Raw genomic sequence first — 24,110 nt, forward strand, 5'->3', positions numbered from 1 at the left:
CTTCAGCGGCGGTTATCCAGTGCTTTGCTCGCCTCTTGCAGAACACGGTCGAGTTCGCGAATGGTTTCACAGTCGACCAGCCGGATTTCACGCGCCAGGCGATTGGCAAATGCTGTATGTTCGGGCGGCATATCGGACGTGTCCAGAACAACACGCGGATGCGAAATTGCTGCGAGATGAAAGAGTTCATCCGCTTCGTCCCAGATGATATTCAGGTAGCCTGCCACCCTTTGCAGAAAATCGAAGCGTGGCTGTCCGCGCTTGCCGCTCTCCAGTGCCGAGAGGTAGGCTGGCGAAACGTTCAGGGCCTTGGCCATTGCCTTCTGGGTCAAACCTTTTTCACGCCGGATCCGGCGCACGGCCTCTCCGAACGGCGTCGTCATCGATCCTCTCCCCGCACACGGGAGAGCCGGACATAGAGCGCCCCTTCGCCACCATGGTTTTGCGCTGCAGTCTCATAGGAAGAAATGAGCGGACGAAAATCCGGCTTGGCAAACCACATCGGAACGGCTCGCTTGAGCGCGCCGTCGCTGCCCATGGATGAGCCTTTGCCGGTAATCACCAGCACATGGCGGAGGCCTCGCTCATGGGCCCGGACAAGGAAGGAATGCAGAAGCGCGTGCGCTTCCGACTGAACCAGCCCATGAAGATCGAGACGGGCTTCGAGCGCGAGCTTGCCGCGGGACAGCTTTTTCTTGACCGGCCGCTCCAGCGGATGATGTCGGCTCGCGGGCTTCGGTGCCGGCCTATCTTCCGGACTGTGAACCTTGGCGGGTTGGGCTGTTGCGTTGGCCTTTTCGCGCGCGTCGAGGATGGCCGTCATTTCCGCTTCGAGTTCGTAAAGCTCGTCCATTCGCCCCGGCATGGGTCGCGTCGAACGCGCAACCTTGCCCCAGAGAATGCGGTCTTCGCCGGAAAGTTTACGCCCATCCGCCATCAGATATACCGCTCCGCCGCGGATCGGGGAATGAGGATGTAAAAGTCGGCCGCATTTCGGACGGCGCTCGCGAGATCACCTGCAAGCGCACCGGACCCGGTAAAGATATCCGCGCGTGCCGGACCAATGATCGCCGAACCGGTGTCGAGCGCAATCATCAACCGGCGAAACGAATTGCCGTTCGAAAGCTGCTTCAATGACGGGCTATCGATATAGAACAGCGAGCCGAATGTGTGGATGAGCCGGTCGACCGCAATCGACCGCATCGGTTCCAGTGCCACCTTCGCGGCCGCGATCGGGCCGAGAGCAGGATCATCGACCTCCGCTTCCCGGAAAAAGATATAGGATTGGTTCTGCCAGATGATCTCGTCGGCGCGCTCCGGATGGTGCGCCAACCAATCCCGGATCGCCTGCATGGAGATGGACTCGAGCGGGATTTCGCCCATCTCCACCAACCGCCGTCCGATACCGGTAAAGGGGTGGCCCGTTTTTGCGGCATATGTGATCCGCTTCATCGAACCGTCGGGATAGGTAAGCCTTGCCGCCCCCTGAACCTGGGCGAAGAAAAGATCGACGCGGGATCGCGCCCAGGCAATCTCGAGACCCCGACCGACAAGAAAGCCCTGCTCGATTGCCTTCCGGTCAGGATAGGGCTCGATCCCGTTCGGTGTGGACCGACCGAATGCATATGTTGGATCGAATCCCTCCGGGCGGTTGCTGTCATCGATATCGATGAGATCGGCGGGTCGCGCATAAAATGGGTAGGCAAACTCGGCAGACGGTGTGCTGTCGACCTCGACTTCGGGCTCGTAGAAGGCCGTGACGAACCCATGTTCGGCACCGACTGGCTGAACTCTGAATGGCCGGCAATGCCGTTCAAAGAATGTACGCGCCGCGATTGCTGTTGAAAAATCGGCTGTGGCGGCGGCAGAAAAGAGATCGGCCAACTCCGAAGCCTGAAGGCCGAACCGCCCGGTTTTGTAGGGTTTGACGTCTCTGATCTGTTTCAGACAGCGTGCCATCGGCCCGGACAGGACCGATGGATCATCTTCAGCCCAACCGGGCAATTGCGCAAAATCGACCGGGGTCAGGCGGAAATCCATGGCGATCAGGCCTCGGCCTGGGTCGCCACGAGCTTCCAGTTCGGATCACGCGAGCGGATGTCACGAGCGAAGGTCCAGGTATCCTTCACCTCGGCCACTTCCTCGGCATTGCCATCGACCAGTGTACCAGCCTTGTCAAAGGTTGCCGAAATCAACTGGCTGACGATACGCATCGTGATCGAGACTTCGCTGCCTTCGAGACCGGCCGAAACGATGTCGGCCTTTTCGATGCCGACAAAGGTCGATTGCTGTTTCTCGCCTGCTTTTTCGCGCTCGGTGATGGCCCGGTTGAAGCCATCGAACACCTCTGCGGACAACAGGTTCTGAAGCGTCTTGCGATCGCCTTCGGCAAAGGCAAGCACGATCATCTCGTAAGCCATCTTTGCGCCGTCGACGAATTCCTTCGGATTGAAGGTCGGATCGGCATCGAAGACGCTGCGCAGAGAGCCGTTCATCGGTGTGCCCGGTTCGGCAAAACTGTCGATCACTTCATAGCGATTCTCACCCGGTGCCGGACCGCGCTTGGGTAGCGTGATAATCTTGCCATCGTCCATCGGCGGCCGGACCGGTTCGCCCGGGCGCGGAGAAAAGGGATCATAAGGCGGCTTCTCATGCCCTGTCCGTTTCCCCAGAACGCTGCGCAGATTGAGGAAGATCAGCGCCGCAACGATGAGGAAGAAGAGCGTAACGATATTGTCCGTACTCATAAGATGCCCTTGGCTTGTCTCTTAACAAAGCAGATGAATAACCCATATAGTCGCGAATTGCCCAGCATTCAAATGTCGGAAATCGAGGAACCACATGCCCTTGCCAATTCTGCCCCTCCTGTTCCTGCTGTTTCCGATTCTCGAGATTTTCGGATTCATCTATGTGGGACAGTGGCTCGGCGCGTTCCGGACCGTGGGACTGGTGCTGCTTTCGATGGTGCTCGGCCTTCTTGTGCTGCGCGTCGGCGGTCTTTCGAGCGTGCGCCGGATCCGCCAGAGCCTCAACCGGGGCGAAACCGGCGGGGCCGAAATCGCCGATAGTCTTTTCATAGCCATTGCCGGGATCTTGCTGATCATACCCGGCTTCATCAGTGATTTTGTCGGTCTTTGCCTTTTGCTTCCACCCGTCCGGGCATTGCTGCGTCGAAGCATCCGCCGCCATGTCAAAGTCTCGGCGAGCTATTCGGCGCGCGGATTTCGCCAACCTCGTCGGTCGGGGCCAGACGATGTGATCGATCTGACGGAAGAGGATTATCAGAGAACAAGCGAGCCAACCGGGCCGGATCGCCAATTGCGCGACGATGGCGAGCCACGCGATCCGAGAGGGTTGTAAGGGTATCGGCGAAATGCTAGAGGGCAGGACCCTCGGTGCATGCCGCTCCGGCCGGACGTCGCCCAATCAAAGGCCCCGCCTTGCCGATGGCTTTCCGAGACGATCAATTCCAATTGGCAGATACCATCCGATCCAGTCGCAGTCTGCCCCGCCGAGAGGAACCCAAATGGCAAACGAGAATGGCAACGGCGCCGAAGCCGGCAAGCAGCCCGCAATCAATATCCTTGCGCAATATGTGAAGGATTTCTCTTTCGAGAATCCGGGCGCACCGCGTTCGCTGCAGTCGCGCGACAAGGCTCCGGCCATCAACATCTCGGTCAACGTCAATGCCAATCCGATGTCGGAAACCGATTTCGACGTGGTTCTGACGCTCGACGCATCCGCCAAGGATGGCGACAAGGTCGTCTTCCATGCCGAACTGGCCTATGGTGGCCTCTTCCGTATTCAGGGCTTTGCCCAGGAACATATGCTCCCGGTACTGTTCATCGAATGCCCGCGACTGCTTTTCCCCTTCGCGCGCCAGATCGTTGCCGATGCCACCCGTAACGGCGGCTTCCCGCCGCTGATGATCGACCCGATCGATTTTGCCCAGATGTTTGCCCAGCGCATGGCCGAAGAACAGGCCAAGGCTCGCGTCGCCGCCAACAACTGATCACTTCGATCCTCTATCAAAAAGGGCCCGCATCACGGATGCGGGCCTTTTGCATTTTAGCGACCGGCAACCGTTACTGTTTCTCGCCTGCCGCTAAACCGTACTTTTTCCAGATCGCCTTATCGCCTATCCCCATGACCAGCTTTTCATGGGCAGCCCGTTCGACTTCGGTCAACCGCGACTGCAGGGGCCGGCTTCTGGTGACGGTGGCCACGAATTCGACTTCAACTTCCTCGCTCACAGCGCGCTTTATCTCGGGTCCTGCCAGTCCCAACGCCGTCTGACGGCCCCCGATCATCTCGATATAGACTTCGGCGAGAAGCTCGGAGTCGAGAAGAGCGCCGTGCTTCAGCCGGTGCGAATTGTCGATCCCGTACCGACGGCAGAGCGCATCGAGCGAATTCGGTCCCATCGGATGTTTCCGACGCGCCATCTGCAACGTGTCGATCACCTCGCTGTTGGGAATTGGCGGAAGATCAAGCCGCGCCAGTTCAGCATTGACGAAACCCATGTCGAAGGTCGCGTTGTGGGCAATCCATTTGGCGCCGTCGAAAAAGGCCAGGATCTCATCGACGACAGAAGAGAAGACGGGCTTGTCGGCTAGGAACTCGTCCTTGATACCGTGCACAGCGAGGGCATCGGGATGAACCTTCTTTCCCTCCGGGTTGATATAGAGGTGGATGGTGCGGCCGGTCGGGAAATGGTCCTTGAGCTCGATTCCCCCAAGTTCGATGATTCGATCTTCTCGCGGATCAAGACCAGTGGTTTCCGTATCGAAAATGATTTCACGCATGGCCACGAGCCTCCTCGTTCAATGCTGCAATGATTGCTTCGACCTGGCTTCTCGCATGATCAAGCCCCTTGCCGGTATCGATGATGAAATCCGCCCGCCGCCTCTTTTCCACATCGGGCATTTGGCGCGCCAGAATCATCTCGAACTTTGCTTCGGTCATGCCCGGTCGGGCGAGCACTCTTTGCCGCTGGATATCAGCATCGCAGCTGACCACCGCAACCTTGTCGACACGTCCCTCCGAACCATTCTCGAACAGGAGCGGGATATCAAGAACGATAATCGGCGCACCGTTGTGTCTTGCCTCATCAACGAGACGTTCCTGTTCAGCCTTTACCAAAGGATGGACAATCGATTCCAATCTTTTGAAGCCGGATTCGTCTCTGGCTAACAATAAAGAAAGTGCAGCACGATCGACCATTCCGTCCTTCGTCGATCCCGGAAAGGCCTGCTCGATCGGGGCGACAGCGGCACCTCTGTAAAGAGCATGGACGATCGCATCGGCATCCACCACCGGGATGCCATGTTCGGCGAACATGGCCGAGGTTGTCGACTTCCCCATTCCGATGGAACCGGTCAAACCGAGTCTGATCATTTTAGTGCGCTCCGATGTCGGCCAGAATCAGTGATCGCAATTCTTCCGTTACGATCGGCCGCTTACCGAACCAGAGCTCAAACCCGGGAACAGCCTGGTGAAGCAGCATGCCAAGCCCATCGGCGGTGCGCAGTCCCTGCTCCTTTGCCTTGGCGAGAAAGGGCGTCTCGAGCGGGACATAGACGATGTCGGTGACCAAGGCGCCGCTGGCCATAATGCTGAAATCGATGTCCGGAGCATCGCTCTCATCCATACCTAGCGATGTGGTGTTGACGAAGAGATCGGCGCCTGAAAGTCGTTCGGAAAGAGCATCCATACCCGCGGCATGGACGCGCTCGCCGAACCGGTCGGCTAGTTCCTGTGCTTTGACGTGCGTGCGATTGATGACATGGATCTCTGCAAAACCGCGATCTCGCAGAGCCTGGATGATCGCACGGCTGGCACCACCTGCGCCGAGAACCAGCGCCTGGCGTTTCGTACTGTCCCAACCGGGTGCCCGATCATCGAGGTTGGCCAGAAAGCCATATCCATCCGTATTGGTGGCGAAAAGCTGTCCATCCCGGCGATAGAGCGTGTTGGCCGCGCCAAGTTCTAGCGCTAGTTCGTCCGGTTGGTCAGCCAGTTGGAACGCTTTTTCCTTGTGCGGTATCGTGACGTTGCCACCAGAGAACCCGCTTGCACCGCTCTTCACTCCCGCAATGAATGCGGCAAAATCATCCGGTGCCACTTCGACGGCGCTATAGTCTCCGGCGATTCCGAATTCCTTGAGCCAGTGATTGTGGATCTTTGGCGAGCGTGAATGCTTGACCGGAAAGCCGGTGACGAAAGCTTTCGTTAACAGTGTTTCACGTGAATCATGCATCGATGGCTCCCAATGCGCGCAACGCCTTCAAGAGATCGAGAAGCGGCAGACCGAGGATGGTGAAATAGTCGCCATCGATTTTCTCAAACAGTTGGATGCCCGGACCTTCGAACTGATAGGCGCCCACGGACTGCAGAATACCCGGTCCCGCCATTTCGAGATACCGGGCGAGAAAGTCCTCGGAAATCGCGCGCATCGTCATGGCCGCGATCGAAACGCCGGACCAGACGATCAAACCATTGAAAGCGATCGCCAAGCCACAATTGAGATGATGCGTTTGGCCTGAAAAGGCGCGGATATGATTGGCGGCTTCCACCATATCTTTCGGTTTGTGAAAGATATGTGCGCCGAGCGATAGGGTTTGATCAGAGCCGATCACATAGGCACCGGAATTGCGCGATGAGACATCCAACGCTTTTGCCATAGCCAGCGAACGGGCAATATTAGCTGGATTCTGATCGCTCTCTTCAAGCGATTCTTCCACTTCGCGTTCATCGATACGAGCCGGTTCGATCGAAAACTGGAGACCAGCGCCCGAAAGCACCACTTTACGTGACTGGCTGCCCGAGGCCAGAATGAGGGGTTTCTGCATCTTTGTCTTCCGATTGGAACAAGCGAGGACTATCTGAGCTTCGGCCTCAGGGCAACGATGGCGGCTGCCGTTTCCTCGATCGATTTACGGCTGACATCAATCATTGGCCAATTGTAGCGCGCGCAGAGCTGACGCGCATATTTGATTTCCTCGGCAATCATCGATCGGTCCGTATAGGTTTCCTGATAGCCAACCGTCGAGCCGAGCACCCTGTTCTGCCGAACCTGGGAAATATGATCGACTGATGCGATCAGGCAAACGATCAGAGGTTTCTTGGCGATCAACAGTTTCTCCGGCAGCTTCATGCCGGCGACAATCGGGACATTGGCCGTCTTGATGCCGCGATTTGCCAGATAGATCGAGGTCGGCGTCTTCGATGTGCGGCTGACACCCAAAAGAATGACATCCGCTTCATCGAGATTGTGTGGCAACTGGCCGTCATCATGATCCATGGTGAAATTCAGTGCCTCGATGCGGGCAAAATAGCCTGCATTCAGCGCGTGCTGCGCCCCGACCCTCCGCCGGGTCGGTGCCCCGAGATAGGACTGGAAGATTTGAAGCACCGGTTCGATCACCGAAACGCAAGGGACACCCATCTGTCCACAAGCCTCATCGATCGTAGCCGCAAGATCCTGGTCGATGACTGTGTGAAGAACGATTCCGGGTGCCTTGTCGATTTCGGCCAGAACGTCCGAGACCTGCTTTCGATTGCGAACCAAGGGATAAACATGCTCGACAGCGACGGAATCACCAAATTGCGATGCCGCGGCTCGCCCGGCGGCAATCAGTGTTTCACCGGTCGAATCGGAAATGAGATGGAGGTGAAAGAACTTTTTCCTGTTTTCCACGTTCGAATGCCTGCCCTGTTGACGGTGGTGGATAAAGACCACATTTCGGACCGATCGACCCGGCGTCCTGGGAAAACCCTCGATTTATCCACAGTGTTAGCATGACGGGAAAGGGAAAGCGCCGCCATGTGGAAAAAGTTCGGTGCGCTTGTCTTTTCCCGCTCTGTCCACATCCTGTTCATTTCACAGTGCGGCTGGTGGTCACATTATTTCATTGATATCATACAATAAATTCAAACCATCCACAAAAGAGCACAAAAATCGCGATCTTTATCCCTTTCAGTTTCTTGCTGCCGAAAGATGGGGATTATTTGGGGATGGGGATTAATCCTTGAATCTCACCGACTCTTAAGAAATAGAAAAAGCTGCGCTTTGAATTTCTTTTAATAGGTGGCCTGTGGGTAAGTCTGAACGCAAGGTGATGAAGGTCCTCGAAGGACAGACCATAACCCCTCCACCCATCTGGCTGATGCGGCAGGCTGGCCGCTATCTTCCGGAATATCGTAAGACAAGGGCAACCGCGAACGGGTTTCTCGATCTCTGCTATACGCCGGACCTGGCCGTTGAGGTGACGCTACAGCCAATCCGACGATTTGCGTTTGATGCAGCAATCCTGTTTTCAGACATTCTCGTTATTCCGGATGCGATGGATCGGAATGTTCGCTTTAAGGAGGGTGAAGGCCCTCTTCTCGATCCGATCGATTGCGACGGGATTCTGAAACTCAACATTCCAGATGTTCAGACAAAGCTGGCGCCGGTCCTTGAGACGGTGGGACGGCTTCGTCGCGAACTGCCGGAGGAGACGACGCTGCTCGGCTTTTGTGGCGCGCCCTGGACGATTGCCACCTATATGATTGCGGGGCACGGCACGCCGGATCAGGCGCCGGCCCGTCTCTTCGCCTACCGTCATCCGACGGAATTCGCACGGCTCCTCGATCTCATAGCGGATGCGTCGATCGAATATCTGGTCGCCCAGTTTGATGCTGGGGCCGATGCGGTCCAGATATTCGATTCATGGGCTGGTGTTCTTGGTGAAGCGGAATTCGAACGGTTTGCCGTGGCACCGGTGCGTCGTATCGTGGATGGCGTGCGCCGCCAGCGGCCGGGTGCGAAGATCATTGCCTTCGCCAAGGGTGCAGGCGCAAACCTTAAAAGCTACCGCGCTGGGACGGATGCCAATGCCATCGGCCTTGACTGGACGGTGCCCTTGAGTTTTGCGGCCGAATTGCAGAAGGAAGGGGCGGTCCAGGGAAATCTCGATCCGCTTCTGATGATTGCTGGTGGCAAGAGCCTTGAAGAAGGCATCGACCGGATTCTGGATCGACTCGGCAATGGACCGTTGATATTCAATCTCGGACACGGGATCACACCGGAAGCATCTCCCGACAATGTCCGCTTCCTCGTCGATCATATTCGGGCCCGCTGAGATGTCAGAGTCGATCGAAAAATCGTCATCGGGAGGTAAGGCCTGGAGACGGGCGGCAACAGCGATTGCGGTTTTTCTCCTTGTTGCCGGCAGCGTCTTTTTTCTGTCGGACGATGTCTATTCCTGGTTCAAAGCCTTTCATATCATGGCGGTGATCGCCTGGATGGCTGGGCTTTTCTATCTGCCGCGCCTGTTCATATACCATTTCGATGTCGCACCGGGTTCGGACGCTTCGAACCTGTTCAAGATCATGGAGCAGCGGCTCTATCGGGTGATCATGAATCCATCGATGATGATGGCATGGGCTTTCGGTCTCTATCTGGCGTGGACCGGTTTTGAAATGAAGGGAGGCTGGTTGCATGCCAAGCTTCTCTCTGTCGTCCTGCTGACGATCGTGCATGTCTATTACGGTCGCGCCGCCAAGGCTTTTAATCGCGACGAACGCCCAAAAAGCCAACGCCACTGGCGGATCATGAACGAAGCGCCGGCTGTGTTGATGATCGTCATCGTTTTGATGGTTGTTCTGAAGCCTTTCTGATATATCTTGCCAAACGGCGGGAATTCTGGCAGAGCGCTTTTCAGACGGCGTTCGAACAGGTTTCTGGATGCGTCGAGACTTGCGGCATGTCCCATCCCCTCCGACCTGCCCTTCTGTTTCCCGGTACAGGTTTCTCCTCATACAGCACGGATAGTGGTTTCCTTCATGGCTGAAATGAAGCTCCAAGAACTCAAGAATAAAACGCCGACCGATCTCCTAGCCTTTGCCGAATCGCTCGGCGTTGAAAATGCAAGCGTCATGCGCAAGCAGGAGCTGATGTTCGCAATCCTGAAGATGCTTGCTTCCCAGGATATCGAGATCATTGGTGAAGGTGTTGTCGAAGTGCTTCAGGATGGTTTCGGCTTCCTGCGTTCTGCCAATGCGAATTACCTACCGGGACCTGACGATATCTACATTTCACCCTCTCAGCTTCGTCGGTTCTCGCTGAAGACCGGCGACACGGTTGAAGGACCGATCCGCAGCCCCAAGGAAGGTGAACGTTATTTCGCTCTTCTCAAGGTCAATACGATCAATTTCGATGACCCTGAAAAGATCCGCCACAAGGTGCATTTCGACAATCTGACGCCGCTCTACCCGAATGAACGCTTCAAGATGGAACTTGATGTTCCCACCAGCAAGGACATGTCGCCGCGGGTGATCGATCTTGTTGCCCCGCTTGGCAAGGGCCAGCGTGGCCTCATCGTGGCGCCGCCGCGCACCGGTAAGACCGTTCTTCTCCAGAACATTGCTCATTCGATCACGGCCAATCATCCGGAATGCTATCTGATTGTGCTTCTGATTGATGAGCGGCCAGAAGAAGTGACCGACATGCAGCGCTCGGTTCGCGGCGAAGTGGTTTCCTCTACCTTCGATGAGCCGGCTGTGCGCCACGTGCAGGTGGCCGAAATGGTGATCGAAAAGGCAAAGCGCCTGGTGGAACATGGCCGTGACGTTGTGATCCTGCTCGATTCGATCACCCGTCTTGGTCGAGCCTACAACACGGTTGTGCCCTCCTCCGGCAAGGTTCTGACCGGTGGTGTCGACGCCAATGCGCTGCAACGTCCGAAGCGCTTTTTCGGCGCCGCCCGCAATATCGAGGAAGGTGGCTCGTTGACGATTATCGCAACAGCGCTGATCGATACCGGCAGCCGCATGGACGAAGTTATTTTCGAAGAGTTCAAGGGTACGGGCAACTCGGAAATCGTTCTTGATCGAAAGGTTGCCGACAAGCGCATTTTCCCAGCCATGGATATCCTCAAATCCGGCACGCGCAAGGAAGACCTCCTGGTTCCGCGGCAGGATCTGCAGAAGGTCTTCGTTCTTCGCCGGATACTTGGGCCGATGGGCACGACCGATGCGATCGAGTTCCTCATCGACAAGCTGAAGCAGACGAAGAACAATGGCGACTTCTTCGATTCGATGAACACCTGATAACGGGTGTTTTTTCGTAAGCCGGATTCTTAGCCCGATTCGACCGCAAGGACGAACGGGCTATTTCATTTCCGATCTATAGGCTTTTGGGATTTGAACCATGGCTTCTCTGACCACTGATACGATCTATGCCCTTTCATCCGGACAGGTTCCGGCCGGAATTGCGGTTGTGCGGGTGAGCGGAAGTATGGTTGCGTTGATTGCAAAGGCTATTCTTGGATCGCTCCCAGCGCCAAGGAAGGCGGTTCTCACCAATTTTCGCAATTCCGGTGGCACGATCATCGATCGAGGGCTGGCACTCTATTTTCCTTCGCCGGATTCCTTTACCGGAGAAGATTGCCTCGAATTTCATTGCCATGGGAGCCGAGCTGTCGTGAATGAACTGCAGCGGGCGCTCGCTGAGAACGGTAACGCGCGCCAAGCCTATGCTGGTGAGTTCACCCAGCGTGCGTTCCGCAATGGCAAGATCGATCTGGTCGAGGCGGAAGGGCTTGCGGATCTCCTTTCTGCCGAAACGGAAATGCAGCGCCGGTTGGCGATGCAACAGGCATCTGGTGAAGCCTCCGATACGTACAAAGATTGGGCCTTTCGTTTGACGCGCTATCGCGCACTTCTGGAGGCCGAACTCGATTTTGCGGACGAGGCCGATGTTCCAGGCTCGGTGTCTGCGCAGATTTTTCCCCAACTCGAGGACCTAGTCCAGAGCATTGGTTCTCATATCGAAGCGTCGGCCTCAGGCGCGCTTATCCGCGATGGCTATCATATCGTAATTGCCGGAAAACCGAATGCAGGGAAATCGAGCCTCCTGAATGCGCTTGCCAAACGTGATATTGCGATCGTTTCAGAGCAGGCTGGAACAACACGCGACGTTCTGTCTGTCGATCTCGATCTCGACGGTTTTATGGTTCATATTTCTGATACAGCCGGTTTGCGGCAGACCGACGATTCGATCGAGAAAGAAGGCGTTCGTCGTGCTATAAACAGTATTGATGAAGCTGATCTCGTGATCCTGCTTCGTGATGCTCGAGAAGCTCAGGGATATGCCGATATCCCGATCCTGAAGCCGACGATTCGGGTTGCCAACAAGCTGGATTTGCCTGATACAACGGTCGAAACTGGCGAGATCGGACTATCGGTTAGGACCGGAATGGGATTCGATTCTCTAACGAAACGAATCACTGAGAGCATTCAATTGTCGACGACGAGTGTTATCCGACCCACCGCGGTTCGGCAAAGACAGGTCGATTTGCTTCGGAAGACAAAGGTAGCGATAGGCCTGGCCCTAACCGAAGATCGGGACAGTCTCGAAATCATAGCTGAGCATTTGCGGCAGGCTGGTAGCTTTCTTGGACGATTGACCGGCTCTGTGGATACGGAAGATCTGCTCGATGTGATTTTTTCCGAATTTTGTATCGGCAAATAACACACGCGAAAAGAGTCTGGCGTTTCACGTGAAACATAGAGACGAAACGATTCGTCTCTGGAACAATATGAGCAAACCGATGAAGTTTGATGTGATTGTGATTGGTGGCGGACATGCCGGTTGCGAGGCTGCAGCTGCGGCGGCACGTGTTGGTGCCCGAACTGCACTTGTGACGCACAAACGATCGACCATTGGCGTCATGTCGTGCAATCCGGCCATTGGTGGCCTGGGCAAGGGTCATTTGGTCCGCGAGGTCGATGCGTTGGACGGGCTCATGGGGCGGGTAGCGGACCGAGGTGGCATCCAGTTCCGAATGCTCAATCGCCGCAAGGGCCCGGCGGTTCGAGGCCCAAGGACGCAAGCCGACCGAAAGCTCTATCGCGAAGCGATGCAGGAAGAAATCAGCGCCATTGGAAATCTATCGATTGTTGAGGGTGACGCAGTCGACCTCATTATCGCGAATGATCATGTTGCCGGCTTGAAACTGGCAGATGGCCGAGTTCTCGAGAGTGGCGCTGTCGTGCTTACAACGGGTACCTTTCTGCGCGGCTTGATACATATTGGCGACGTCAAGATACCAGCCGGTCGCATGGGTGAGGCTCCGAGCTTGGGTCTGTCCAACACGCTTGCCCACTACGGCTTGCGCCTGGGGCGCCTGAAAACCGGGACTCCGGCGCGTCTGGATGGAACAACGATCCATTGGGACCGCGTTGGACGCCAGGGCCCCGATGAAGATCCAATCCCCTTTTCCTTTATGACAGATCGGATCACGACTCCGCAGATCGATTGTGGAGTGACACGGACAACAGAGGAAACACACAGAATCATCCGTGACAATATTGGCCGGTCCGCAATGTATTCCGGCCAGATTGAAGGTGTCGGCCCACGTTATTGTCCATCGGTGGAGGACAAGATTGTAAAGTTTGGTGAGCGCGATGGGCATCAGATCTTTCTGGAACCCGAGGGACTCGATGATTCGACGGTATATCCGAACGGGATCTCCACTTCTCTGCCGGCGGACATTCAGGATGCGTTTATTCGAACAATTCCGGGGCTTGAAGATGTTCGGATCCTGCAGCCGGGTTATGCGATCGAGTATGATCATGTGGATCCACGCGAGCTTGATGCTGGCTTGGCGGTTCGGAAGATACCGGGTCTTTTTCTGGCTGGCCAGATCAATGGAACAACCGGCTATGAGGAAGCAGCTGCACAGGGGTTGGTTGCCGGTTTGAATGCGGCGCGCCGCGCCGGCGGCCAGGACATTCATGTTTTTAGCCGCACCGATTCCTATATTGGCGTCATGATCGACGATCTGACGAGCCGCGGTGTCGATGAGCCATATCGCATGTTTACTTCGCGCGCGGAATACCGGCTGTCCTTGCGTGCGGACAATGCGGATCAGAGGTTGACTCCCTTGGGCCTATCCCTGGGCCTCGTTGGGTCTGACCGTGGCCAACGCTTTACGAATTGGATGGATCGGCTTGAAGAGGCGCGATCCGTTCTCAATGGCAATGTTCTGACATCATCAGCAGCGAAGGACCACGGGCTGCAGGTGAACCAGGATGGCAAAAGACGGAGCGCTTACGAACTCCTTTCCTATCCGACGATCGATTTCAGCCATCTGATGCGCATCTGGCCTGATCTCGCGGCGATTTCCACTAAGGATCGGGACGTACTCGAAATCGAAGCGAAATATGCGGTCTATATGGAGCGTCAGAAGTCAGATATCGCTGACATGCAGCGGGCAGAGAGCCACGAAATTCCACCGGATTTCGATTATTCGATGCTCCCGGGACTTTCGATCGAGCTGCAGCAAAAACTCGTGCAGAAGCGTCCTAAAAACATTGCCCAGGCGGAACGAATCGATGGGATGACACCTGCGGCCATCGCATTGTTGCTGGTGCATCTGCGCAAACAGGATCGTCCCAGGACGGGAACTTGAGCTATGACTGATTCGCGTTTGAAGAGTCCCGTTCGCAACCTGAACGGCAAGGATGTTTCACGTGAAACGATGGAGCGATTGGAATCCTTTGAGGAAACTTTCGTTCAATGGTCACGCCGAATCAATCTGGTTGCGAACTCCACCAAGGGCGATTTCTGGGAACGGCATATTGCTGACAGTGCCCAGATCTATCAACTGGGGGCCAAGCCCGGTGTCTGGATCGATATGGGTAGTGGCGCCGGTTTTCCTGGCCTCGTCACGGCGATTTTTCTTGCTGAGCAGGGTACTGGCTGGGTCCATCTGATCGAAAGCAACAACAAGAAGGCCTCGTTCCTGCGGGCTGCCATCCTTGCAACCGGCGCTCGCGCCAGCGTTCATTGCGAACGGATCGAAATTATGCCCAGCAAGATCGATCACGCCGATTATGTCTCGGCGCGCGCTCTGGCGGATCTCTCGAAACTCTTGGAATTTATCCATCCCTGGTCCCTTCGCAACCCGGAACTCAAGGCCTTCCTGCATAAAGGCCGGGATTACCAGAGCGAGTTGGCGAATAGCCATAGGCGTTGGCAATTCGATCTGGTAGAACATCCAAGCTCCATTGAGCCAGATTCCGTTATCCTGGAAATCTGTGGGCTTCAGGCGAAGACAACTCTCCCCGGGTAAAGGCATGAACAAGCCAAAACACCGTATTATCACCATTGCCAATCAGAAGGGCGGCGTCGGTAAGACGACCACTGCCATCAATCTTGCAACCGCTTTGGCTGCCATTGGCGAACGCGTTCTGATCGTCGACCTTGACCCCCAGGGGAATGCTTCGACAGGCCTCGGTATCGAGCGCCGCGAACGCAAGATGTCGACCTACGATTTGCTGGTCGGAACCCATGGCGTTGCGGATGTGGCCATGCAAACCGTTGTTCCGAACTTGTTTATCGCACCATCAACCATGGACCTTCTGGGCGTCGAGATGGAAATCGGGCGCGAAAGCGACCGTGTCTATCGGCTGCGCAAGGCATTGGAAGGCAGCGATGCATCCAGCTACAACTATATCCTGATTGATTGCCCGCCCTCTTTCAATCTTCTGACCATGAATGCATTGGCAGCTGCGCAATCCGTGTTGGTGCCCCTGCAATGCGAGTTCTTCGCACTTGAAGGCTTGAGCCAGTTGTTGGAAACGGTTGATCAGGTGCGCAGAACGATCAATCCGTCGCTCGATATTCAGGGTATCGTGCTCACCATGTTCGACTCTCGCAACAATCTCGCGCAACAGGTCGTGTCCGATGTTCGTGAGCATCTGGGCGAAAAGGTCTATTCAACACTGATTCCCCGCAACGTGCGGGTGTCCGAAGCGCCTTCTTATGGCAAGCCGGCGATCCTGTATGATCTGAAATGCGCCGGAAGCCAGGCCTATTTGCAACTCGCCTCTGAAGTGATACAGCGCGAGCGACAGGCTTGTGCTGCATAATATTTCGAAGGCGTAACAATTGGACGATGCGATGAACGATGATCCCTCAAAGCGACGTCTCGGACGCGGCTTAGCTGCGTTGATCGGAGAAATGGACCAGCCCATCAATGCGATGGCCGCCCGCCCGGCCGTTTCGGCCGATCGCCGGGTTCCGATCGAAATGGTTCTCCGCAATCCGCGCAATCCGCGCAAGCATTTCGCCGAAGCGGAATTGCAGGATTTGGCTTCATCGATTCGGCAACATGGAATCGTGCAGCCAGTTGTGGTTCGCCCCGTGGTTGATGGCAAGTTCGAGATCATTGCCGGCGAACGACGCTGGCGCGCAGCGCAGCTGGCGGGCCTTGTCGATATTCCGGTGCTGGTTCGTGAGGTCGACGATCGTGTTGCTCTCGAACTCGCCATCGTCGAAAACGTGCAGCGGGCGGATCTTAATCCGCTTGAAGAGGCGCTGGGTTACGATCAGCTGATTGCCGAACATGGTTACACACAGAACGATCTCGGAGAAATCATTGGCAAGAGCCGGTCGCATGTTGCGAACTCATTGCGTTTGCTGAAACTTCCGGAACCTGTCCGCGAAATGATTTCCTCCGGCACGCTCTCGGCTGGCCATGCCCGCGCGCTTATTCCGACATCGGATCCTGTCGCCTTGGCGCGAACCATCGTCGCCAAGGGAATGTCTGTGCGCGATGCCGAGCGAATCGCCCAGAATGACATCAGGGCACGCGACAATCCGCAGCCCGGTTCATTGCGCCCAGAAAAGGATGCGGACACGCTGGCGCTCGAGCGTAGCCTTACCGATAGTCTTGGCCTGGAAGTAAAGGTGGCGCACAAGGGTGAAGGCGGCAAACTGACGATTTCCTACCGGTCGATCGAGCAGCTGGAAGAGATTTGCCGTCTCCTGGAGCGCCGTTAAGGCGAAGCCACTCAGGCCTTCCGAAGCCTAGCCGCCTGGAGCGTGATCGAAAGCAACGTCTGCATCGAAATCGAGTCCTCCAAGGCAGCCCGACGGCGACTCTGGAGAATTGCCGATTGCAATCTGTTCATCTCGCGACTGATGGCCTGGGCGTTCCAGGATCGCAAAGCCGCCTCGATGATCGGCTTGCGTCGAAAATGAATATGGCGGCCCATAGAACCCATCACATCGGTGACAGAACTGTTCTTTTCCTCGATCTCGGCGCGCATCTGATCGATGAGTTGAAACTGCCGCAGGCATCCCTGCAGGATGAGGAAGATCGGTGTCTTTGATGCCGTTACCTTCTGTACAGCGTGTAGAAGCTGGGCGCGGTTGCCGGTCAGCACGGCATCCACGGCGTCATCGGTCGAAATGGCGCTCGCATCGCCGATGATTTCGGTGACGTGATGATCTTCGATGATGTCAAGGCCACGAGCGTAAAGCGCCAGTTTCTGTATTTCGTTGCGGGAGGCAATACGATCGCCACCGAGGCTCGACAGCAGCAATGCGCGCGCTGATGGGGTGATACGGAGGCCTGCCGCCTGCATTTCACTGTCGATCAAGCCATTGAGGGCACGCGCGTCATCGGCATAGCAAGGGACCGCAATGGCCGCGCGTTCGGTTTCAAAGACCTTTCGGAGATTGGCTCCCTTCTTGAGATCACCAGCCTCGACGATGACATAGCTTTCCTCAACCGGCTTTTCGAACAGGGCAGAGAACGCATCCGCCAGACCTTTGTCTGCCCCCGCTCCCTTGAGCCAGATCAGCTTGCCGCCGCCAAAGAGACCTGGAGAATTGACCTCATCAAACAACCGGCCGGGATCCCCGGCAAGATCGCTCGCGTCGAGCCTGAGAAAGGAAAAAGGGTCATCCTGGGCGATACCGGTCATGGCTGCGATTGCCGATGCCCGTTCCGATACAAGGCCACGGTCTGGCCCATAGATGAGAAAACAGCGGTAGGTTTGCGCCCGCTGTTTCAGGAAGGCGTCGAATTCATGCGCCTTGATCTCGGCCATGTCAGCGTCCGAGCCAGCTCGCCAGATCGGCGCGGATCAACTCTGCAAGTTCCCGGGCCGCCCGGTTTTCGGCATCACGCGTCGCCCGGATTTTTGCAAATTCCTGGGTCGGAAAATCGACCAATGCGACAGACATCCGTCTGCCTGTCCTGAGAACCTCGCCGGTTGCGACCTTCTTGAGCGTGTATTGTGCCTTCACCTCGATCCGGCCGGCGCGCGGCGTATCGGAGGAAAGCTCGAGCAACACACCGATATTGCGGGTGGTTACGTCCAGATCGACATAATAATCCGGCTTAGCGGGCTCACCTGCGCCACCGGATGTCATGAAAATCAACTGGTTACGGACTTCCTGCTCGACCCTGTCATCCGCATCGGAAAACTCGATCGATGACAGTGCTGCACGCGCATTGGAATCGGTAGCATAAAGCGGTCTCACCTGACAGCCGCCAAGGCCGAGCAGCAAAAGGCTGCCGGCCAGAGCAGTTGCGAGACGGAACGGCGTGCTGGGCCTAAACCACGACATTGACGATCCTTTGCGGCACGACGATGATCTTGCGCGGCGCCTTGCCATCGAGCGCAGCCTTGACACTGTCGAGGGCCAGAACGGCCTCTTCGATCTGAGATTGACCCGCATCGCGCGCGATTGTCAAATCCGCCCGCTTCTTGCCATTGATCTGTACCGGAAGCGTGATCTCGTTTTCCGCAACCAGGCTCTCATCATAGCTGGGCCAAGTCGCCTGCGCGATGAGGCCGCTATTGCCCAGCACGCGCCAGCATTCCTCCGCCAGATGCGGTGTCATCGGGGCAATGATGTGCAGCAGGATTTCGACGGCGTTCTTTCCTGCCTCGACCATAGCTTGGTCGGCCTTGCCGGCTGCTATGGTGGTCAGGGGCTGTGCCAGCGCATTCACCAGTTCATAGATGCGCGCGACAGCCTTGTTGAAGGCCAGGCGCTCATAGTCACCCTGGACCTGCATCAGTGTGCGGTGCGCTGCACGCGAAAGCGCAAGCGCCTCACCTTCCTTAGCTGGATTCGAAACGACCGACATCATTTGTTCGGCGGATTCCGAGACGAGACGCCATACGCGCTGGACAAAACGATGGGCACCTTCAACACCTGCTTCGGTCCAGATCACATCACGGTCGGGCGGAGAATCCGAAAGAACGAAAAAGCGTGCCGTATCGGCGCCATACGACGCAATAATGTCGTCCGGATCGACGACATTCTTCTTCGATTTCGACATTTTCTCGATGGCGCCGATCGCGACCTCATCGCCGCCGTCGAGCAAAAGCGCGCGCCGCTTGCCGTCGATTTCCTCGATCCGGATCTGCGCCGGCTCGATCCATTCGCGCTGGGCACCTTCGCCGCGGCTATAGGTTTCGTGCACCACCATGCCCTGGGTGAAGAGACCCTTGAAAGGTTCTGCCAGCCCGACATGCCCGGTTTCACGCATGGCGCGGGTGAAGAAGCGCGAATAGAGCAGATGTAGGATCGCATGTTCGATACCGCCGATATACTGATCGACCGGCAACCAGGCGTTCGCCGCCGCCACATCGGTCGGCTGCGTCTCCCACGGCGCTGTGAAGCGGGTGTAATACCAGGAGGAATCGACGAATGTGTCCATCGTGTCGGTTTCGCGCCGCGCAGGCTTGCCGCATTGCGGGCAGCCGACATGGCGCCAGGTAGGATGGCGATCGAGCGGATTGCCCGGCACATCGAAAGTCACATCATCCGGCAGCTTGACCGGCAGGTCCTTCTTCGGCACCGGCACGACACCGCAGACTTCGCAATGGATGACCGGAATCGGGCAGCCCCAATAGCGCTGGCGCGAAATGCCCCAGTCACGCAGGCGGAAATTGACCTTGCGCTCGGCCTGCGGCGCGCCGTTCAACAGGGTGGATGACAGCTTGTCCGCCACCGTCTGGAAGGCGGTTTCGGTGTCCAAACCATTGAGGAAGCGCGAGTTGATCATGGTTCCGTCGCCGGCATAGGCTTCGGTCGTCACGGTGAACGCATCTTCTGACATGCCCGTCGGCAGCACGACGGGCACGATCGGCAGTTCGTATTTGTTGGCGAAATCGAGGTCGCGCTGGTCGCCCGAAGGGCAGCCGAAAATGGCGCCGGTGCCATAGTCCATGAGCACGAAGTTGGCGATATAGACCGGGACCTGCCAGTTGTCATCGAAGGGATGCGTCACGCGGATACCGGTGTCCATGCCCTTTTTCTCGGCTGTTTCGAGAGCCGCGAGCGAGGTGCCGGCGTGCTGGCATTCTTCGCAGAAGGCAGCAATTGCCGGATCTTTCTCTGCGGCAGCCTTTGCTGCCGGATGATCGGCGGAAATGGCCAGGAACGATGCGCCGAACAACGTGTCCGGCCGGGTCGTATAGACGCTGATTTCGTCAATGCCGGTGGGCGCGGTTTCAGCAACCACAGCCCAACGCAGGGTGAGACCTTCCGAACGGCCGATCCAGTTGCGCTGCATCAGCCGCACTTTTTCCGGCCATTGATCGAGATGGTCGAGCTGGTCGAGAAGATCCTGGGCAAAATCGGTGATCTTGAAGAACCATTGCGTCAGTTCACGCTGTTCTACCAAGGCACCGGAGCGCCAGCCGCGACCATCGATGACCTGTTCGTTGGCCAGAACCGTCATGTCGACGGGATCCCAATTGACCTTGGAATTCTTGCGATAGACGAGCCCCTTCTCCATCATGTCGATGAAGAGCGCCTGCTGATGCTGGTAGTATTCGACGTCGCAGGTTGCGAATTCGCGCGACCAGTCCAGCGACAGGCCCATGCTTTTCAGCTGGCCGCGCATGGTGGCGATGTTTTCGTAGGTCCAGTTCTTGGGATGGATCTTGTTCTTCATTGCCGCATTTTCAGCCGGCATGCCGAACGCGTCCCAACCCATCGGATGCAGGACATTATAGCCGCGCGCGCGCTTGAAGCGGGCAACCACGTCACCCATGGCATAGTTGCGCACATGGCCCATGTGAATGCGTCCCGACGGATAGGGGAACATTTCGAGGACATAATATTTTTCGCGCGGGTCGTCATTCTGGGTTTCGAAGATCTTGTCTTCAGTCCATTGTTTTTGCCAGCGCGGTTCGACTTCGCGCGGGTTGTAGCGTTCTGTTGCCATCTGACTAACCGTTCCCGGAGCTTGAATTCCCGATCAAAATGTGGCCAGACCTTCACCACGAAAGCGCCCTTGCGTCAAGGTTATCGGCCCTGCCCGGCGCTCAATGGCTGGCTCCCGCCGAGCCGCGAATCTGAGAAATGGAGTGTGTCATGTCGGTCGTCGAACAATACCGCGAAATACGGGCAAAAATGGACAAGGCAGCTCGCTCTGCGAAGCGGAAGCCGGAGGATGTGCATCTGGTTGCGGTCACCAAGACCTTTGACGTCGATCATATCCGGCCGGTTATCGAAGCCGGGCACCGCCTATTCGGCGAGAATCGCGTCCAGGAAGCGCAACAGAAATGGCCGGCGCTCCGGAGCGAGTTCAATGATATCGAATTGCATCTCATCGGTCCTCTGCAATCGAACAAGGCCGAGGATGCGGTTGCCCTCTTCGATGTGATCGAAACCGTCGATCGCGAGAAGATCGCGCGCGCGCTCAAGGCTGCGATGGAGAAGGCGGATCGCACTTTGCGTTGCTACATTCAGGTCAATACCGGCCTCGAGCCGCAAAAGGCAGGAATTGCCCCGAATGACACGCTCGCCTTCGTCGATTTCTGCCGAAACGAGCTTGGCCTTGTGATCGAGGGATTGATGTGCATTCCGCCGGCGGACGAGAATCCGGGACCCCATTTTGCGCTTTTGGCCAAGCTTGCGAAGGAAGCCGGGCTGACGAAACTTTCAATGGGCATGTCTGGCGATTACGAAACGGCAATCGAATTTGGGGCCACCAGCGTGCGCGTCGGGTCAGCAATTTTCGGATCCCGCTGAAGATATTGACGAATTCCAATTTCAACCGATTGTATTGCGCTGCACCTAACGCTTTGGTCTGATTGAACCTTTTCGCCCAACAATGATAGTGGGCTGCAGTTCATCATGCGGGAGGAGCAGGAACATGGCATCGCGGTATCCTGAAGTTTATGCCGAATGGCAAGCGAATCCTGAAGCCTTCTGGATGAAGGCTGCGGAGAAGATCGACTGGACACAGGCGCCGACAAAGGCATTCGATGCCGAGGCCGGTGTCTATGGTCGATGGTTCCCCGATGCCGAAACGAATACCTGCTACAATTGTCTTGATCGCCATGTCGAAGCCGGGCGCGGCAGTCAGACGGCCGTGATCTACGATAGTCCGATGACCGGCGAGAAGCGCGATTACAGCTTCGATGCGGTCCTTAGCGAGGTCAAGGCAATCGCCGGTGCTCTGAGCGATCTTGGCGTCGGCAAGGGCGATCGGGTCATCATCTATATGCCGATGATCCCAGAGGCTGTTTTCACGATGCTGGCTTGCGCCCGTCTTGGCGCAGTCCATTCCGTCGTGTTCGGCGGCTTTGCCGCCCACGAACTGGCGACCCGCATCGACGATTGCTCCGCCAAGGTGCTCGTGACCGCAAGCTGTGGCCTCGAGCCCGGCCGCACCGTTGCTTATAAGCCGCTGATCGATCATGCGATCGAGATGGCGCATCACAAGATCGAGAAATGCCTCGTCTTGCAGCGTCCGGAGTTGCAGGCAGACATGCATGCCGATCGCGATGTGGATTTTAGAACGGCGCTCGAGCAGGCCCGCGCCACAGGCAGCGCAGAGAATGGTTGCGTGACGGTCAAAGCCACCGATCCGCTCTATATTCTTTATACATCCGGCACCACCGGCCAGCCCAAGGGCGTCATGCGCGACAATGGTGGCCATATGGTTGCCCTGCAATGGTCGATGGAAAATCTCTATGGCATGAAGCCTGGCGAGGTGTTCTGGGCCGCCTCCGATATCGGCTGGGTCGTTGGCCATTCCTACATCGTCTATGGCCCGCTCCTGAATGGCAATGCCACTGTCATCTTTGAAGGCAAACCGGTCGGTACGCCCGATGCCGGGACCTTCTGGCGGGTCATCGCAGAACATAACGTCTCGGTTCTGTTTACTGCGCCGACGGCATTCCGGGCTATTCGCCGCGACGATTCCGATGGCGAGTTCGTGAAGAAATATCCGATGCCATCGCTCCGCACTCTGTTTCTCGCCGGGGAACGGGCGGATCCTGAAACAATCAAGTGGGCCGAACATCATCTCGCCGTTCCGGTTGTCGATCACTGGTGGCAGACGGAAACCGGCTGGGCGATAGCCGGCAATCCCGCGGGTCTCGGACTTTTGCCTGTGAAATATGGCTCACCGACGCACGCCATGCCCGGTTACAAGATCGAGATCCTCGATGATGCCGGCCACGAAGTGCCGGCCGGTACGCTCGGCAATATCGTCGTCAAGCTTCCCCTGCCCCCGGGTTGCCTGACCAGCTTCTGGAATGCCGACGAACGGTTCCGCAAATCCTGCCTCGAAGAATTCCCGGGCTACTACAAGACGGCGGACGCCGGCATTCTCGATGAGGAAGGCTATGTCTTCGTCATGGCGCGCACCGATGACATCATCAATTGCGCCGGCCACCGCCTGTCGACCGGTGCGATGGAGGAAGTCTGCGCCATGCATCCGGATGTCGCCGAAAGTGCCGTGATTGGCGTCTTCGACGAACTCAAGGGCCAGATTCCCTGCGGCTTCCTTGTTCTCAAGGCCAATGTTTCACGTGAAGCCAAGGAGATCGAGAAGGAAGTGGTCAGGCTGGTGCGCGAGGAAATCGGGCCGGTTGCCGCCTTCAAGATGGTCATGTGCGTCAAGCGGCTACCGAAGACCCGCTCCGGCAAGATCCTGCGCGGAACGATGCAGAAGATCGCCGATCGCCAGGAATGGAAGATGCCGGCCACCATCGACGATCCTGCCATTCTCGACGAAATCACCGAAGCACTGCGTGCTCATGGCCACTAACCAGTGCCTGTGACAGAGAGCTGATCGCAGAACCAATCCGCGAACTGCCGGATCAGGCCGGAAGGCCGGTCCGGCAGTTACATCGGGTAAGCCCGTGCTCAAGCGTTACGCCCTCGGGCCGCGACCGTGGCCCTTCAGCGATTTTCGCATCAAACACTTGGCCGCCTGTTTGTGAGCCGACCGGTGTCGGACCTTGCTGGAGAAGGCAAAATAGTGGTCGCAGTAAAGCGGGATACGGTTTGT

24 protein-coding genes are annotated in these 24,110 nt (G+C 56.8%); 12 read left to right on the forward strand and 12 right to left on the reverse strand.

The genetic code is table 11. From position 1 onward, the window contains the following. Nucleotides 1-2: 2 nt before the first annotated feature. The 4 genes from Q4481_RS12165 to Q4481_RS12180 are packed head-to-tail and all read right to left on the reverse strand — an operon-like array spanning nt 3 to nt 2,747. Complete coding sequence (locus tag Q4481_RS12165) at nt 3-383, reverse strand: helix-turn-helix domain-containing protein (protein ID WP_304376647.1); 381 nt, start codon at nt 381-383, stop codon at nt 3-5. Beyond that, nucleotides 380-937 carry a Smr/MutS family protein gene (locus tag Q4481_RS12170; RefSeq protein ID WP_304376648.1) on the reverse strand — a complete coding sequence of 186 codons (558 nt, stop codon included), beginning with the start codon at nt 935-937 and terminating at the stop codon, nt 380-382. Before Q4481_RS12170 ends, Q4481_RS12165 begins: the two co-directional genes overlap by 4 nt. Then, nucleotides 937-2,040, reverse strand: coding sequence for a murein transglycosylase A (gene mltA, locus Q4481_RS12175; RefSeq protein WP_304376649.1), 1,104 nt, complete (start codon nt 2,038-2,040; stop codon nt 937-939). Before mltA ends, Q4481_RS12170 begins: the two co-directional genes overlap by 1 nt. Before the next feature lie 5 nt (nt 2,041-2,045). After that, entirely contained in the window at nt 2,046-2,747 is a 702-nt protein-coding gene (locus tag Q4481_RS12180; RefSeq protein WP_304376650.1) for a Tim44/TimA family putative adaptor protein, read from the reverse strand. Between the two features lie 94 nt (nt 2,748-2,841). Here Q4481_RS12180 and Q4481_RS12185 point away from each other — a divergent pair, with 94 nt between their 5' ends. After that, the gene (locus tag Q4481_RS12185; protein WP_304376651.1) at nt 2,842-3,360 is read left to right on the forward strand and encodes an FxsA family protein; all 519 of its coding nucleotides are present in this window, start codon (nt 2,842-2,844) and stop codon (nt 3,358-3,360) included. Nucleotides 3,361-3,526: 166 nt separating this feature from the next. After that, nucleotides 3,527-4,012 carry a protein-export chaperone SecB gene (gene secB / locus Q4481_RS12190; RefSeq protein WP_304376652.1) on the forward strand — a complete coding sequence of 162 codons (486 nt, stop codon included), beginning with the start codon at nt 3,527-3,529 and terminating at the stop codon, nt 4,010-4,012. 73 nt (nt 4,013-4,085) lie between these two features. On the opposite strand, the gene dnaQ is transcribed toward secB, so the two are convergent. From dnaQ to Q4481_RS12215, 5 genes are read right to left on the reverse strand one after another with little or no spacing between them, the layout of a single operon-like run. Further along, nucleotides 4,086-4,805 (reverse strand): DNA polymerase III subunit epsilon, encoded by a 720-nt coding sequence (dnaQ, locus tag Q4481_RS12195; protein ID WP_304376653.1) that lies wholly within the window; start codon nt 4,803-4,805, stop codon nt 4,086-4,088. Then, entirely contained in the window at nt 4,798-5,397 is a 600-nt protein-coding gene (coaE, locus tag Q4481_RS12200; RefSeq protein WP_304376654.1) for a dephospho-CoA kinase, read from the reverse strand. Before coaE ends, dnaQ begins: the two co-directional genes overlap by 8 nt. A gap of 1 nt (nt 5,398) precedes the next feature. Then, nucleotides 5,399-6,259 carry a shikimate dehydrogenase gene (locus Q4481_RS12205; RefSeq protein WP_304376655.1) on the reverse strand — a complete coding sequence of 287 codons (861 nt, stop codon included), beginning with the start codon at nt 6,257-6,259 and terminating at the stop codon, nt 5,399-5,401. Further along, nucleotides 6,252-6,851 (reverse strand): Maf-like protein, encoded by a 600-nt coding sequence (locus Q4481_RS12210; protein ID WP_304376656.1) that lies wholly within the window; start codon nt 6,849-6,851, stop codon nt 6,252-6,254. The genes Q4481_RS12205 and Q4481_RS12210 overlap by 8 nt, the downstream gene beginning before the upstream one ends. Before the next feature lie 29 nt (nt 6,852-6,880). Continuing rightward, nucleotides 6,881-7,699, reverse strand: a complete 819-nt coding sequence (locus tag Q4481_RS12215; RefSeq protein ID WP_304376657.1) for a pyruvate, water dikinase regulatory protein — start codon at nt 7,697-7,699, stop codon at nt 6,881-6,883. Between the two features lie 397 nt (nt 7,700-8,096). On the opposite strand from Q4481_RS12215, the gene hemE reads away from it, so the two are divergent. The 8 genes from hemE to Q4481_RS12255 all read left to right on the forward strand — a co-directional run bounded on the left by hemE (nt 8,097) and on the right by Q4481_RS12255 (nt 16,834). After that, the gene (gene hemE / locus Q4481_RS12220; RefSeq protein WP_304376658.1) at nt 8,097-9,125 is read left to right on the forward strand and encodes a uroporphyrinogen decarboxylase; all 1,029 of its coding nucleotides are present in this window, start codon (nt 8,097-8,099) and stop codon (nt 9,123-9,125) included. Between the two features lies 1 nt (nt 9,126). Further along, nucleotides 9,127-9,663, forward strand: a complete 537-nt coding sequence (gene hemJ, locus Q4481_RS12225; protein WP_304376659.1) for a protoporphyrinogen oxidase HemJ — start codon at nt 9,127-9,129, stop codon at nt 9,661-9,663. Nucleotides 9,664-9,828: 165 nt separating this feature from the next. Further along, on the forward strand, nt 9,829-11,094 hold the full coding sequence (rho, locus tag Q4481_RS12230; RefSeq protein ID WP_304376660.1) for a transcription termination factor Rho: 1,266 nt from the start codon (nt 9,829-9,831) through the stop codon (nt 11,092-11,094). Nucleotides 11,095-11,194: 100 nt separating this feature from the next. Beyond that, nucleotides 11,195-12,517, forward strand: a complete 1,323-nt coding sequence (mnmE, locus tag Q4481_RS12235; protein WP_304376661.1) for a tRNA uridine-5-carboxymethylaminomethyl(34) synthesis GTPase MnmE — start codon at nt 11,195-11,197, stop codon at nt 12,515-12,517. A 79-nt stretch (nt 12,518-12,596) separates the two neighbouring features. Further along, nucleotides 12,597-14,459 carry a tRNA uridine-5-carboxymethylaminomethyl(34) synthesis enzyme MnmG gene (gene mnmG / locus Q4481_RS12240; protein ID WP_304376662.1) on the forward strand — a complete coding sequence of 621 codons (1,863 nt, stop codon included), beginning with the start codon at nt 12,597-12,599 and terminating at the stop codon, nt 14,457-14,459. Between the two features lie 3 nt (nt 14,460-14,462). Next, entirely contained in the window at nt 14,463-15,122 is a 660-nt protein-coding gene (rsmG, locus tag Q4481_RS12245) for a 16S rRNA (guanine(527)-N(7))-methyltransferase RsmG (protein ID WP_304376663.1), read from the forward strand. A gap of 4 nt (nt 15,123-15,126) precedes the next feature. Then, nucleotides 15,127-15,921, forward strand: a complete 795-nt coding sequence (locus tag Q4481_RS12250; protein ID WP_304376664.1) for a ParA family protein — start codon at nt 15,127-15,129, stop codon at nt 15,919-15,921. Nucleotides 15,922-15,952: 31 nt separating this feature from the next. Beyond that, nucleotides 15,953-16,834, forward strand: a complete 882-nt coding sequence (locus tag Q4481_RS12255) for a ParB/RepB/Spo0J family partition protein (RefSeq protein WP_304376665.1) — start codon at nt 15,953-15,955, stop codon at nt 16,832-16,834. 11 nt (nt 16,835-16,845) lie between these two features. On the opposite strand, the gene holA is transcribed toward Q4481_RS12255, so the two are convergent. The 3 genes from holA to leuS are packed head-to-tail and all read right to left on the reverse strand — an operon-like array spanning nt 16,846 to nt 21,029. Continuing rightward, entirely contained in the window at nt 16,846-17,889 is a 1,044-nt protein-coding gene (gene holA / locus Q4481_RS12260) for a DNA polymerase III subunit delta (RefSeq protein ID WP_304376666.1), read from the reverse strand. A gap of 1 nt (nt 17,890) precedes the next feature. Then, a complete protein-coding gene (gene lptE / locus Q4481_RS12265) occupies nt 17,891-18,412 on the reverse strand; it encodes an LPS assembly lipoprotein LptE (protein ID WP_304376667.1) in 522 nt (173 codons plus the stop codon). After that, a complete protein-coding gene (gene leuS / locus Q4481_RS12270) occupies nt 18,399-21,029 on the reverse strand; it encodes a leucine--tRNA ligase (RefSeq protein WP_304376668.1) in 2,631 nt (876 codons plus the stop codon). Before leuS ends, lptE begins: the two co-directional genes overlap by 14 nt. A gap of 149 nt (nt 21,030-21,178) precedes the next feature. Between leuS and Q4481_RS12275 the strand changes: the two genes are divergently transcribed. Together Q4481_RS12275 and Q4481_RS12280 are read left to right on the forward strand one after the other, a co-directional pair. Next, nucleotides 21,179-21,838: a YggS family pyridoxal phosphate-dependent enzyme gene (locus Q4481_RS12275; RefSeq protein WP_304376669.1), complete on the forward strand. Its 660-nt coding sequence runs from the start codon at nt 21,179-21,181 to the stop codon at nt 21,836-21,838. Between the two features lie 124 nt (nt 21,839-21,962). Beyond that, nucleotides 21,963-23,867, forward strand: coding sequence for a propionyl-CoA synthetase (locus tag Q4481_RS12280; protein WP_304376670.1), 1,905 nt, complete (start codon nt 21,963-21,965; stop codon nt 23,865-23,867). Nucleotides 23,868-24,110: the final 243 nt, after the last annotated feature.

This window comes from Fluviirhizobium alvei, assembly GCF_030551875.1.
Lineage (GTDB): Bacteria > Pseudomonadota > Alphaproteobacteria > Rhizobiales > Rhizobiaceae > Rhizobium_E > Rhizobium_E alvei.